The 12,551-nt window shown below is 53.9% G+C and carries 14 protein-coding genes and 1 pseudogene; 8 read left to right on the top strand and 7 right to left on the bottom strand.

Annotated elements, in window-relative coordinates; genetic code table 11:
* Nucleotides 1-14: 14 nt before the first annotated feature.
* The gene (locus OWK27_RS00425; protein WP_267589516.1) at nucleotides 15-1,205 is read left to right on the top strand and encodes a cytochrome c biogenesis protein/redoxin; all 1,191 of its coding nucleotides are present in this window, start codon (nucleotides 15-17) and stop codon (nucleotides 1,203-1,205) included.
* A gap of 6 nt (nucleotides 1,206-1,211) precedes the next feature.
* Here OWK27_RS00425 and tam read toward each other — a convergent pair whose 3' ends face one another.
* Nucleotides 1,212-1,970, bottom strand: coding sequence for a trans-aconitate 2-methyltransferase (gene tam / locus OWK27_RS00420; protein ID WP_267589515.1), 759 nt, complete (start codon nucleotides 1,968-1,970; stop codon nucleotides 1,212-1,214).
* An 83-nt stretch (nucleotides 1,971-2,053) separates the two neighbouring features.
* Nucleotides 2,054-2,638, bottom strand: coding sequence for an NUDIX domain-containing protein (locus OWK27_RS00415; RefSeq protein WP_267589514.1), 585 nt, complete (start codon nucleotides 2,636-2,638; stop codon nucleotides 2,054-2,056).
* Nucleotides 2,639-2,723: 85 nt separating this feature from the next.
* Between OWK27_RS00415 and OWK27_RS00410 the strand changes: the two genes are divergently transcribed.
* The 5 genes from OWK27_RS00410 (at nucleotide 2,724) to OWK27_RS00390 (ending at nucleotide 6,639) form a co-directional block, all read left to right on the top strand.
* On the top strand, nucleotides 2,724-3,482 hold the full coding sequence (locus OWK27_RS00410) for a DeoR/GlpR family DNA-binding transcription regulator (protein ID WP_193355129.1): 759 nt from the start codon (nucleotides 2,724-2,726) through the stop codon (nucleotides 3,480-3,482).
* A 104-nt stretch (nucleotides 3,483-3,586) separates the two neighbouring features.
* The gene (locus OWK27_RS00405) at nucleotides 3,587-4,879 is read left to right on the top strand and encodes a glycoside hydrolase family 28 protein (RefSeq protein WP_267589513.1); all 1,293 of its coding nucleotides are present in this window, start codon (nucleotides 3,587-3,589) and stop codon (nucleotides 4,877-4,879) included.
* A gap of 91 nt (nucleotides 4,880-4,970) precedes the next feature.
* A complete protein-coding gene (locus tag OWK27_RS00400) occupies nucleotides 4,971-5,633 on the top strand; it encodes an epoxyqueuosine reductase QueH (RefSeq protein WP_375603228.1) in 663 nt (220 codons plus the stop codon).
* Nucleotides 5,634-5,701: 68 nt separating this feature from the next.
* Nucleotides 5,702-6,076, top strand: a complete 375-nt coding sequence (locus tag OWK27_RS00395) for a cell envelope integrity TolA C-terminal domain-containing protein (RefSeq protein ID WP_420712928.1) — start codon at nucleotides 5,702-5,704, stop codon at nucleotides 6,074-6,076.
* A gap of 83 nt (nucleotides 6,077-6,159) precedes the next feature.
* On the top strand, nucleotides 6,160-6,639 hold the full coding sequence (locus OWK27_RS00390; RefSeq protein WP_148419549.1) for a GNAT family N-acetyltransferase: 480 nt from the start codon (nucleotides 6,160-6,162) through the stop codon (nucleotides 6,637-6,639).
* Between the two features lie 221 nt (nucleotides 6,640-6,860).
* Here the strand turns inward: OWK27_RS00390 and OWK27_RS00385 are convergent, their stop codons facing one another.
* Together OWK27_RS00385 and OWK27_RS00380 are read right to left on the bottom strand one after the other, a co-directional pair.
* A complete protein-coding gene (locus OWK27_RS00385; protein ID WP_267589511.1) occupies nucleotides 6,861-7,742 on the bottom strand; it encodes an arginase family protein in 882 nt (293 codons plus the stop codon).
* Between the two features lie 37 nt (nucleotides 7,743-7,779).
* The gene (locus OWK27_RS00380; protein WP_267589510.1) at nucleotides 7,780-8,874 is read right to left on the bottom strand and encodes an NADH:flavin oxidoreductase; all 1,095 of its coding nucleotides are present in this window, start codon (nucleotides 8,872-8,874) and stop codon (nucleotides 7,780-7,782) included.
* Between the two features lie 102 nt (nucleotides 8,875-8,976).
* Between OWK27_RS00380 and OWK27_RS00375 the strand changes: the two genes are divergently transcribed.
* Nucleotides 8,977-9,861 carry a LysR family transcriptional regulator gene (locus tag OWK27_RS00375; RefSeq protein WP_267589509.1) on the top strand — a complete coding sequence of 295 codons (885 nt, stop codon included), beginning with the start codon at nucleotides 8,977-8,979 and terminating at the stop codon, nucleotides 9,859-9,861.
* A gap of 69 nt (nucleotides 9,862-9,930) precedes the next feature.
* Here OWK27_RS00375 and OWK27_RS00370 read toward each other — a convergent pair.
* Nucleotides 9,931-10,218: pseudogene (locus OWK27_RS00370) on the bottom strand (helix-turn-helix domain-containing protein); the annotation flags it as partial.
* Between the two features lie 122 nt (nucleotides 10,219-10,340).
* Here OWK27_RS00370 and OWK27_RS00365 point away from each other — a divergent pair.
* Entirely contained in the window at nucleotides 10,341-10,754 is a 414-nt protein-coding gene (locus tag OWK27_RS00365; RefSeq protein WP_176678621.1) for a hypothetical protein, read from the top strand.
* 72 nt (nucleotides 10,755-10,826) lie between these two features.
* Here OWK27_RS00365 and OWK27_RS00360 read toward each other — a convergent pair whose 3' ends face one another.
* Both OWK27_RS00360 and OWK27_RS00355 read right to left on the bottom strand, forming a co-directional pair.
* A complete protein-coding gene (locus tag OWK27_RS00360) occupies nucleotides 10,827-11,576 on the bottom strand; it encodes an ankyrin repeat domain-containing protein (protein WP_267589508.1) in 750 nt (249 codons plus the stop codon).
* Nucleotides 11,573-12,535: a LysR family transcriptional regulator gene (locus OWK27_RS00355; RefSeq protein WP_267589507.1), complete on the bottom strand. Its 963-nt coding sequence runs from the start codon at nucleotides 12,533-12,535 to the stop codon at nucleotides 11,573-11,575. The genes OWK27_RS00360 and OWK27_RS00355 overlap by 4 nt, the downstream gene beginning before the upstream one ends.
* Nucleotides 12,536-12,551: the final 16 nt, after the last annotated feature.

Here is a 12,551-nt window from a genome sequence, read left to right as displayed (position 1 = left end):
ATCGTGAGGTCCTTATGTTTCTGATAATCGCTTTTTTGGGCGGCATGATTAGCCTGCTCAGCCCGTGCACGCTTCCCGTCATTCCTCTGCTGTTCGCCGGATTTCAGGGGCAACGCAAGCACATTCTGGCGCTTCTGGCGGGCATGATTGTAATGTTCACCCTGGTGGCGATGGTGGTGACGGCTGCCAGCGAGTGGATCGCTGACGCTACCGCTATCGGCCGCTGGATTGCGCTTCTGGTGCTGGGCATCGCCGCACTGGCCCTCATTTTCCCGCAGCTCGCCCAGCGCATTGCCAGCCCGGCGGTCAGCGCCGGGAACGTGCTTAACACCCGCAGCGCGCAGACGCGCGGTATGCTGTCGACGTTTCTGGCAGGGCTTGCCGTAGGACTGCTTTGGTCTCCCTGTGCCGGGCCGATTCTCGGGGCGATCTTCAGCATCAATATTGCGGGCCACTCGCCCGTCGCCACCGGCGCGCTGTTATCCGCTTACGGCGCAGGATGCGCGCTGATGCTGGGGCTGCTGGCAGCAGGTAGCCGCAAGCTGATCGCGCCGTTACGATCCAAATCCGCGCTGATGGCGCGTCTGCGCCAGGGGGCGGGAGTGATGATGCTAGCCGCCATTGCCTTTAATGCTTCCGGAATGACGTCGGCGCTGAAGGGGGCCAACGGCATTGCCGACCGTCTGGAAAACGCGCTCCTGAACCTGGCGAAACCGGCACCGTCGCAGGTGAAGCTGCAGCCGGCAGTGGAAACGACCCCCAGCAGCCAGCTGCCGTCGCTGAGCGGCGGAACGGGCTGGATAAACGGTGACCCTGTCACGCCTGAATCCTTACGGGGTAAGGTTGTCCTCATCGACTTCTGGACCTGGGGCTGTATTAACTGCCAGCACGCGCTCCCGCACGTGCGCGACTGGGCCAGGAAGTATCAGTCTCAAGGCCTGGTGGTGATTGGCGTACACACGCCGGAATACCCGTGGGAAAAACCGTTATCGTCGGTGAAAAACGCGGTGAACAAGTGGCAGCTGCCGTATCGGGTGGTGACGGACAACGGCTATAAGATCTGGACCGCGTTCGGCAATCAGTACTGGCCCGCGCATTACTATTTCGATGCGAAAGGGCAGCTGCGCTACACCTCGTTTGGCGAAGGCAACTACGACAGGCAGGAGGCCGTTATTCAGCAGCTGCTCAAGGAGGCGCGTTCCTGAATCGCCCTACGGCACCCGATGAGCAACGATAAACAGGCGGGGAAAGGCCAGCAGTATCTGCCCGTTTTCCTGAAGCGGATACTGCCCCTGCAAAAGCTCATGGTAGCGTTCCAGGAATTTTTTTTGCTCGTTCTCGCTGAGATCCTGAATCCACGGACGTAATCCCGTCGCGCTTACCCAGTCTACGATGGCCTGATGCGAACTCATATGATGGAAGTAGGTGGTGCGCCAGATATCCACGTCGCATCCCGCTTCCGTCAGAATATCGTAAAAGGCATGGATGCCCGGCAGCGGCTCGCGGCCCCGATCCGGGTAGCCCTGTTCCTGGGCGACTTCGCGCATTAAGGCGTGCGTTGGCTCAAGCCAGTTATCCGGCATTTGCACCGCCAGCACGCCGTTTAGCTGGAGCAGCGAAACCAGATGCGGCAGAAGATGGTAATGGTCCGGGATCCACTGAAGGGAGGCGTTGGCATAGACCAGGTTCACAGGCTGCACCGGCTTGTAGTGGCGGATATCCGCTTCAACAAACTGGCAGTCCGGCAGGGCGTTTCGGGCTTCCTCGAGCATCGCCGGAGAGTTATCCACTCCCGTAATTTGGGCTGAAGGCCAGCGCTGTCGCAGCAGCGCCGTGCTGTTGCCGGGCCCACAGCCTAGGTCAACGGCAGACGTCACGTCAGCAAGCGGCACCCGGGCAAGCAGATCGGCTGCGGGTCGCGTGCGCTCTGCGCTGTACTGTAGATAAAGAGAGGGATCCCAGTCTGCCATTTTCGCATCTCCGCGTTGAGGTGTTCAGCAAGAATAGCACAGGGAGATACCTGCACCGGGGCAGGTATCTGGTTTCCGACGGATCACATAATCCCTTTCAGGGCCACGTGATAAAGCAGCATGATAGTTTTCCCGTCCACGATCTGGCCGTTCTCAATGCCCCGAAGCGCGTCGTCGAGCGTCATTTCCAGCACCTTGATATCTTCGCCCTCTGATTTGACGCCGCCGCCCGCGCCGGTCCGGTCCTGTGGGTGATATTCCGCCAGATAGAAGTAGAGCTTTTCGGTTACGGAGCCCGGGCTCATGTAGGCCTCAAAAATCTTCTCCACGCGGGACACCCTAAACCCGGTTTCTTCTTCCGCTTCGGCCCTGATGCGGCTTTCCGGATCGAGGTTGTCGAGCAGCCCCGCGGCTGCCTCAATGAGATCCTCTTCGTGACCGTTTACAAAGACCGGAAAGCGGAACTGGCGGGTCAGAATGACCGTCCTTTTGTCGCGATTGTAGAGCAGGATCGTCGCGCCATTGCCGCGGTCATACACTTCACGCACCTGTCGCTGCCATTCGCCATCGCTGCGCTGAAGATCAAACGTGTATTTTTTCAGGATGTACCAATTATCGGACAAGGTTTCACTGCTGATGATGCGCATATCTGCACGTTTTGATTGCACGTTTCGTCCTCCTCTCGTAGAGTAAGCATCATAAACAGCAACTTCACGCACATACAAGAGTTATCGTGCAATATCAGGAAAGAAAATGCTTACCAGTCAGCGTAAACAGTTAATACTTGAAAAGCTGGAGGCGGAAGGCCAGGTTCAGTCCACGGCGCTCAGCCACTATTTTTCAGTGTCCGAAGACACTATCCGTCGTGATTTACGCGAGCTGGCGGCAGAAGGGCGTCTACAGCGCGTTCACGGCGGCGCGCTTCCGGCATCCTCCGCGATTGCCCCGTTCGCTGAACGTCAGTCCGTAAAGATGGATGCCAAAAAACGCGTGGCCCGCCGGGGCGCGCAGCTAATTTCACCGGGGCAGGTCGTTATCATCGATGGCGGGACGACAACCTCTGAACTCATTACCTTCCTGCCGCCAGATCTGCGCATTACCGTGGTGACGCACAGCCCCGGCATCGCGCTGGGTCTGGTCGACCATCCCTGTATTGAGGTGATCCTGATTGGCGGACGCCTGTATAAACACTCCATCGTCACGGTCGGCGCGGCCGCTATTGAAGGTATCAACGCTATTCATGCGGATCTGTTCTTCATGGGCGTAACCGGCGTTCATCCTGACGCAGGGTTAACCACCGGAGATTATGAAGAAGCGTGCATCAAACGCGCATTTTCCGGCAGGGCGGCGGAAACGGTGGTGCTGGCTTCACCGGAAAAGATCAACTCCGCCTCTGCGTTTGCGATCGGCGATTTGTCGTTAGTGAATACTCTGGTCGTTGAGGACACGACGGATGAACGCTGGGTCAACGCCATGAAAGAAAAGGGCGTTGCGGTGATCGCCAGCCGGTAAATATCCGCTTTTTTGCCAGCCAGACCGCGCGGCTGTCAACGAGAGAAAGGTTATCCGCCATGCCGATCCTTAGACTGAAGCTTTTATCAGCTTAAGGATCGCCCATGACAGAGATCTCTGTTCTGGCGTATGGCGCGGACCCCGCCGCGCAACGCCCATCAACCTCCGCCATTCAGCAGGCAATAAACTCGGCTCACCGCGGCGACGTTATCATCATCCCGCAAGGCCGCTATCTGAGCGGAGCGCTGTTTCTTAGAAGCGGCGTTTCGCTTCGCCTGGACGCCGGTGCCTGCCTCGCGGGAAGCCAGGATCTGGCTGACTATCCGCTTATAACTACCCGCGTGGCCGGTATCGACATGCGCTGGCCGGCAGGCATCATTAATATTATCGATTGTGAAAACGTCAGCATTACCGGCACGGGCACGATAGACGGGCAGGGTGAGATATGGTGGCGACGCTTCTGGGGCGATGACGAGCGCGGCGGAATGGTCGGGGACTACGGTGCCAGAGGATTGCGCTGGGTTGTTGATTATGACTGCCAGCGTCCGCGCAACGTTCTGGTCTTTGAGAGCCAGAATATTACGCTTCGCGAGTTCACCAGCCGGGAATCCGGTTTCTGGAATCTGCATCTGTGCTATTCGCGCCATATTGCGGTTGAGGATGTGAAAATTACTAATTCCGCAGGGCCAAGCACCGACGGAATAGACATAGACTCCTGCGAACAGGTTCGGGTTGAGCGCTGCATCGTCTCCTGTAATGACGACAATATCTGCATTAAATCTGGACGAGGACGCGAGGCGGCGCAAAACGCGCGCGCCGCGAGGGATATCGTTATTCGCGGCTGCACGCTGAACAAGGGTTCCGGGATCGCGCTGGGGAGCGAAACCTCAGGCGGCATCGAGCGCGTCCTGATCGAAAATAATGCGTTTAACGGGACGGGCGTCGGGTTTCGCGTAAAGTCTGCCCGCAACCGGGGCGGGTTTATACGGGACATCACCGTTCAGAATTTGCAGCTAACTGACGTGCGTTTTCCGGTGCTGATCCAGCTAAACTGGTTCCCGCAGTACAGCTACGGCAGCCAGGATAATCTCTCTGATAAGCCAGAACACTGGCGCAAACTGGCCGATGGCGTCGAGGGAGAAGCCGGTCTTACCGAAGTCAGCGGCCTGACGATTAAAAACATCACGGCGAGGCGCTCGGACGACCAATGCTTCTCGCGGGCATTTTTCATCGAAGGGTATCCGGAACGTCCCGTGAGCGGGTTAACGCTGGACGGTATTACGATTGATGCCACCGAGTTCGGCAAGATTTCGGGCGTTGACGGGCTGCGCTTTAATGATGTCCTGGTCACGGCAAGGGCGTTGACGCGGGACAGCAATGACGTTTATGAGCGTTGAGGGCACGAGGCTTATCGCATTTTTTACAGTAATCTTATAAGTGCTACACTGTCCGCAACCATAATTTTCCTGAATCAAATGACTGATGGCTATGACTAATTTTGAACGTCCGAAACTACAGCTTCCAAACGGTGCAGATAAGCTGTTGCTGCACTCCTGTTGCGCCCCCTGTTCCGGTGAGGTCATGGAGGCCATTCAGGCGTCGGGCATTGATTACACCATCTTCTTTTACAATCCGAATATTCATCCCCAGAAAGAGTATCTCATCCGCAAGGAGGAGAATATTCGTTTCGCTGAGAAACATGGCGTGCCCTTCGTCGACGCAGATTACGACACCGATAACTGGTTTGAGCGCGCGAAAGGCATGGAGTGGGAGCCCGAGCGCGGCGTTCGCTGCACCATGTGCTTTGATATGCGCTTTGAGCGCACGGCGCTGTATGCCGCAGAAAATGGGTTCAGCGTGATCAGCAGCTCGCTCGGAATTTCCCGCTGGAAGAATATGCAGCAGATCAACGACTGCGGACAGCGGGCTGCCGCGCATTATCCGGGAATGGTGTACTGGGATTACAACTGGCGTAAGCAGGGAGGATCGTCGCGCATGATTGAGATAAGCAAGCGCGAACAGTTCTACCAGCAGGAGTATTGTGGCTGCGTTTATTCACTGCGCGATACGAATATGCACCGTAAATCGCAGGGCAGGCCGCTCATCAAACTTGGTCAACTTTACTACGGTAAGGAAGATGAAGGGCAATAATATGCGCCTGTGCACAATGGATTGAGGAACAAAAAGTGGGATCGTCAGACACCGTTAAGAAATTCGTTATGCTGGCCGTTGTGGTCAGCCTGGCCGCGGGATGCGCGCCGTTACATCCTTCCGGCTGCCATAAGACCACGGCCACGGGCAGTTGCAGTTCAGGACGCTGGGACGATGCGGATGAATGGGGTGCGCAAGCGCGGGCAATCAGGGCGGACATTAACGATAAGCTTGATGAGCCACAAAAATGGAAAGGGAAGAAATGCCGGCTGCACATGGAGTTTTCCCGGGACGGCACGGCGCTAAGCATATCAACCAGCAACGGCAATAAAGGCTATTGTGAAGCGATAAAATCAGCCGCACGGAAAGCCACATTCCCGGCCTTTAACAATCCGGAAGTCTACCGGGATTTTCAAAAATCCGGCTTCGACATGCAGGGTTAGTCACATAAGAAATATGTATTAGACATTGAGGGCGGCGCTTGTTTGTATGTTAACAAACTGTAGCCAACCATCTGGAATAATTCATGTTTACTATCAAAACGGACGATCTCTCGCATCCAGCCGTGCAGGCATTAGTTGCCTATCATATCTCCGGCATGCTGGAACAATCCCCGCCGGAAAGCAGCCATGCGCTGGATGTCCAAAAGCTACGCGATCCGGCAGTCATATTTTGGTCAGCATGGGACGGGGAGCGGCTCGCGGGAATTGGCGCGCTGAAAGTGCTCAATGAGGACCATGGCGAGCTGAAATCAATGCGTACCGCACCTGATTATTTGCGCCGCGGTGTAGCAAATCTGTTTCTGCTGCATATCTTACAGGTTGCGCGTGCCAAAGGCCTGAAACGTCTGAGCTTAGAAACGGGGACGCAGCCAGGATTTACCGCATGTCATCAACTTTATAGCAAACACGGTTTTGTTGACTGCGAGCCGTTCGCTGATTATCAGCCTGATCCAAACAGCCGGTTTATGACGCTGGATTTATGCCCGAATAGCGGAAAGGAGTAGTGACATGATTGGGGAGATTGGCCTTAGGTGGATGTCATTATTTGGCTATCATAACCTATGTCAAAGCTAAGTTCAGATGTCCGAGGCAGGGCAAAGCTCAAATGTCCGCTCTGTGCCAGAAGCGGACGATGTGACAGGAAAAGTATCAGTAATGCCAATAGGTTATGTTAGAAGTCCGTATATCCTCAAGATGACGTGCTGACAAAATTAGATCTGGGCTCTTACTCGTTCATTATAGGAAGCTTTTTAAGAAACTCTTTAAGATTCCAGGCATCCCATGGCAGATGTTCGGTAATACCTATAATCACAATTTCTGTCTCGGCAGAGACATCACGGATAATCCTAAGCGTCTGCGTAAGGTTCAGTTTCCCTACCGGATACACCGCCTGCCAGTCAAACTCAGGTTCAGGCTCCGCGAACAGCAGCGAACGGAAGACGTCCGGATTGAGGACATCCAGGTCCAGATGCACGGCAAGTTTGCAGATGTTCTGTTTTTTTATCCAGCGAGTGATCCTGTCACTGTTTTCATAAAGTTCTTCAGGTCGTGCGATCTGCAAACCAAGATCGCTGATAGCGGACGATTCCTGCTCCGTCAGCCCTTCTTCAATCAGGCCGGCATACATGACGCGTGAGGGGGCGACCGGGGTCTTCACTTTTGAAGCAAACTCCGGATCGCCACCGCCTAAAAGATTGCCCAGTACCATGGTATGGCCGTTGGTAAAATCGCGAGGGGTCTTCACATCCGGGTGTGAATCGATCCACAGTACGCCCATTTCGCCATTGTGCCTCTCGTTCATCCAGGCAAAGGGGGCCTGGTCTACAAGGCAGTCACCTCCAAACACCACGATATGATCCGGTTCTTCTTTTTCCAGCACTGCCCAGGCCTCATCATGCTGGCTGAGTAACTGCCGGCGATAAAGCAGCCCCTGTTCAGGCTCAGGCGTGTCCGGGTTAAACTCCGGCACGCTGATAGTATGCAGAGGGGAGCGTGACTCCGGAGAGAGCCAGTGCAGCAGCCGGGCACCAAACCCGTAGAGCTCCTGGTTGCCACCCTGCCACTGTGGAAATAAGATCCTGATGGTTTTTTTCGACTTGTCAGTCATGTTAACTCCCTGGTTTCAGTACAGCTGGTGATAACAATTAAAAACGCTCTTTTTCCTTAATGTCCGCAACCGGTGAAAGAATATCGCCAGGCAGATCGTGGAGTGGCAGACCGCTGCTGACCTTTCGTGGCCAGTCAGAATTGGCAAGCGCAGCTTTGCCAATGGAAACAAAGTCTGCCCCCATACCCAGAAGCTTTTCTGCCGTTTCACCGTCATCCAGCCCACCGTTAGCAATGATGATGGTCTCCGGAGCGGCTTCACGGGCAAGCTCAACAAGGCTCTTGTCGCTGTTCTCGAATGCAGGTAGCCAGGATTTGTATTCGGTCACATGGATATAGTCCACGCCGGCATCGGCGAGCAGACCGAAGATTTTCCTGGCACCGGCCTCACCTTCTTTCCATTTATGATGAAAATCGTTTACTTTTCCCTGCGAAATTCTGACACCGAGCACCTTTTCTGCGCCAATTTTGCTGCGTACGGCACGGATAACTTCCAGCGTAATGGCCAGCCGGTTTTCCAGGGAACCACCCCATCCATCAGTACGCTGGTTGGTATAGTCTGTCAGGAACTGATCAAGCAGGTACCCGTTCGCCGCATGGATCTCAACCCCGTCAAATTTTGCATCACTGACGGCACGCTCAGCGCTGTCGGCAAAACTGGAGATGATGTCGTGGATCTGCTCTTCACTGAGTGCCTGGGGTGTACGGTATTCACCGGAACCATGATAGAACTCAAGCTGCTGACCTTTAGGTTTTACGGCAGAAGGACCGGCAGAGTCCGGACGGTAGATATTTTTCTGAGACAACGCACCGGCATGAATGAGCTGGGCTATAACGCGTGCACCGTTCTGATGCGCTTTTTCGACAATATGTTTCCAGCCGGAGAGCTGTTCTTCATTCACGATGCCTGGCTGAAACGCATAGGTCTGCGACCACGCCTGGTCAATATAGATACCTTCGGTGATGATGGCGCCGAACCCTCCCCGGGCAAAGCGGGAGTAATAATCCTGCATCTTTTCACCCGGTACGCCGGTTTCAGACGCGGAGATACGCGTCATAGGGGCAACCATGATGCGATTGCGGAACAGGGCACGGTTTATGGATGTGGCTTCGAATAATGATGCGTGGCGCATGGTGACTCCTCGGAAATAATTATAATAAAAATGATTATAATACCGTTGTGATGAACGTTATACTGGTAAAAAATGCATCACTGTATAACGAGAATCGATATAATGAATCTACGGGACGTCGAGTTGTTTACCGTACTTGCGGAAACCTGCAATCTTTCTCAGGCCGCACGCAGGCTTGGCATGAGCACGATGAGCGTGTCGCGACATCTCGCCCAGCTGGAAAAGCATTTAGGTGCGCGTCTGTTTCAGCGCACGACCCGCGCGGTGTCGCTGACCAGTGAGGGTGAAGAATTTCTTCCCTATGCCAGAACCATGATGGAAGCAGAGCAGGGCGCGCGGATTATGTTCAGTGAGGACGCTGGCGGGGCAACAGGCCTCTTGAGGATCACGGCACCCTCCGGCATCGGCCGCCGTTGCATACTTCCCCTGCTGCCTGAACTCATGGAACGGAATCCGAAGATGAAAATCGACCTCAACCTTAGCGATGACGTAGTGGATATCGTGGGTCAGGGATACGATGTGGCCATCAGGGTTGCCCCGCTCAGGGATTCGAACCTGATTGCCCACAGACTCAGCAGCAACCCCCGGGTCCTCTGTGCCTCACCTGCTTATCTTTCCCGGCACGGGATTCCCGCCACTCTGGCAGAACTGACCAATCATCTGTGTTTGAGAACGGCAATGGTGTCTCAGTGGACATTTGTGAAAGATGGGAACCTACTCAGTCATTTATTTGAGCCACGGTTCATTTGTAACAATGTAGAAGGTGTCCGAAGTATGTGTAAGGCCGGAGCGGGCCTGGCACAACTAACAAAAGCAGATATTCACTCTGAACTTGCAACCGGAGAACTCGTCGAAATAACACTTAGTGATGCGGAATGCCACATGCTGGCAATATGGGCGCTGTTTCCGACAAAGCGCTACCTGCCATGCCGCGTTACTGTCTTTCTAGATGCTTTAAAGTCTTCGCTGAAGAGACTTATGTCATGAATGATAAGTTCAACTTTTGCAGAGAGTGATAAGGTCATAATGTCCGCTCTTCGCTCAAAGCGGACATTAAGCTCTCGTAGGCCCAAAGTCGGTATAGCGTTCGCGGATAATATTGAGTGCGTACTGGGCAAGACCATCAGGTAGTTGGTTATTGCTGGGTTTTCCACGACGACGGCTAGCCATACCCAGTGGGCCATATTCACGGTAACGCGACAGAAGGCGTCGGCACTGACGATCGGAAATACCAAGGCGCTGCACGGCCATCAGTGTGGTCAGACGCCGGTCGACAACGTCCTGAATGATTTTGAATCGGTTAACTTCGTCCAAAGTGAAAAACTCCGCGGAGTGTGCCGTCATCAGAATCCCTCGATGGTGAATCTACGTGACGGACATCTTAACTTAGCCCAGAACGGACATTACAACTTTGCCGTTACAACCTAAGTGCGCATAATGTATATTATGTTAAATCACCTGTGGTGATGAGTACGCTCGGGGTGATTGTCAGTTTCGCCATTCCTCAACTGTGGCTGGTGTATGGCGTAATCGCCGCACTTGGCCAGCCAGCAGAACACGTATTCGTTTGGGTTGTGCCGATCGCCCTGCTCTTCGCCGGCATCAACGGAGTGACGATGTTTATGATTGGCAAAGGCAGCATGCGCGCCGTGCGGTTACATCTTACGCTGGCGGTGCTAAGCCTGGTATTAACGGCAGCCTATCTGCTGGCCGCGCTGAGCGGTAGTTCTTTTCCGGGCGTCAGCCTGACCGCGGCGCTGGTGAGTATTGTCATGCTGGGGCTTAGCGGCAGCTGTATCCTTTCTACCGCTTTCTATAAGATGCTGCTATTTACATTGCATAACAGAGTCTGGCGCAAGCTTATCAGCCAGACGCGCTAAACATTCATGCCATAAAAATCCCGCCGCTACCGGCGGGATTTCTTTACTCCCGTTGATATGTACAGCCTGACGTCACTCTGGACTATTGGGTAACATTGTATCGCGAATCTGAATCAAACTTTTCACATACTCATTATTATTGTCTTTTAGCGATATTTCTTTATTAATTAAAAATACAAAGTCCTCGTCAAATGAATCACAGAGCTGCGGATCCGCTCCTTTAACTAATAAAAGCTTAATATGGTCGATTTTTCCGGCATACAAGGCATTAATTAGTAAAGTGCGTTCCATTGCTCCTCTCGCATTGATATCTGCTCCCGATTCAAGCATGACTTTTAAGGTCTCAGTATTTTTTGCTTTTAATGCTTCGAATATTATTGGCTTATCAAAAGCCGTATTCCTGGCGTCTGGAGAAAGTCCACCGTCCAGCATAGCTTTTATCCAGATCCCTTTGTCTCCCTGAAGAACAAACTCAGCGGGACTGCTCCCACCTTCCGATCTGGGTTGCAACGGATCTGCTCCGGCCTTAACCAGATCTGTTATTATTTTTAACCTTGCCGGAGCGGTATCATCCCAGGTTGAGTTGAGCACTGACCAGAATAGCAACGTCATTTCGGCTTTCGCTGGACGATTCAACTCGTCTTTACTGACGGTCATCAGTTTTTGGCTAAGTTGTTCTTCGTTACCGTCATAAATAATCTGAGCAATTTTCAGCTGTTGGCCATCAAAAAAATCTTTTGGTTCATATTGCATATTCTCTTTACACCCTTGCACAATGAGTATGATAAATAAAAGCGTAAGCGCCATTATCATTTTGTTCATGTTCTACTCCTGATAGTGGCAATATCATCATCCTTTTGATCTTCTATAAGCTTTATTGTCTGCACGCTACATATCGCAAGTATTTTCTCTCTCAGCCAGCGGTGACCCGGGTCGCGCTCCATCCTTGGGTGCCACATCTGCGACACCGTAATGCGCCGGCTTTTGAACGGCAGCTCAAAAACGTGAACCTGTTCCGTAACCTGCTGATTAGCTAAATAGAGTGCGGGTATCATGGCGATTAGATCGGACGCCAGCGCCACGGAAAGCGCCGTCGGAAATCCCGGCACCACGCTCGCGATTTTTCGCGTCATTCCCCGCTCTGCCAGCACGTCATCGACGAAGCCGTGCAGCGTGCCTTCGGGGGACGCCACCACGTGGCCCCAGGAGACATAGTCTTCCAGGTTTTTTTCTGCCAGGGAGGCCAGCGGATGCCCTTTACGCACCACGCCCACAAACCGATCCTCAAACAGTCTTTGCAGACGTATTTCAGGCCCCATATTGCTCTGCACGCCAATCTCCAGATCGACCAGACCTTCCCGCAGGTAGCGCGACGTTTTTTCAGGCTTTGGCGCAAAGCGTATGCAGACGTCCGGTGCGGCATCGGCCACAGCCGCAATAAGCGCCGGGCCAAACGCCACCACAAAACCGTCGTTTGCCCGAATGGTAAAAAGGCGCGAAAGATCTTCGACGCTGAACGTTTCAGTGGATGGCTGCAAAACCGCCTTCGCCTCGTGCACCGCGAGCCGGGCGCGCTCCCGGGTTGCCTGCGCCCAGGGCGTCAGTACCATGTTGCGTCCGGCGCGCACCAGGATTGGATCTCCCGTTACGTCGCGCAGCCTGCTCAGGGTGCGGCTCATGGCCGAGGTGCTTAGGCGTAAACGGCGGGCCGCGCCCGCAACGCTGGCTTCGCTCAGCAATACGTCGAGGGCAACCAGCAGATTGAAATCGGGATCGGACATGACTAATCTCCCAGGA

The organism is Enterobacter cloacae complex sp. 2022EL-00788 (assembly GCF_026627565.1).
GTDB classification, from domain to species: domain Bacteria; phylum Pseudomonadota; class Gammaproteobacteria; order Enterobacterales; family Enterobacteriaceae; genus Enterobacter; species Enterobacter pasteurii.
This window is presented reverse-complemented; position numbering and strand designations above follow the sequence as displayed.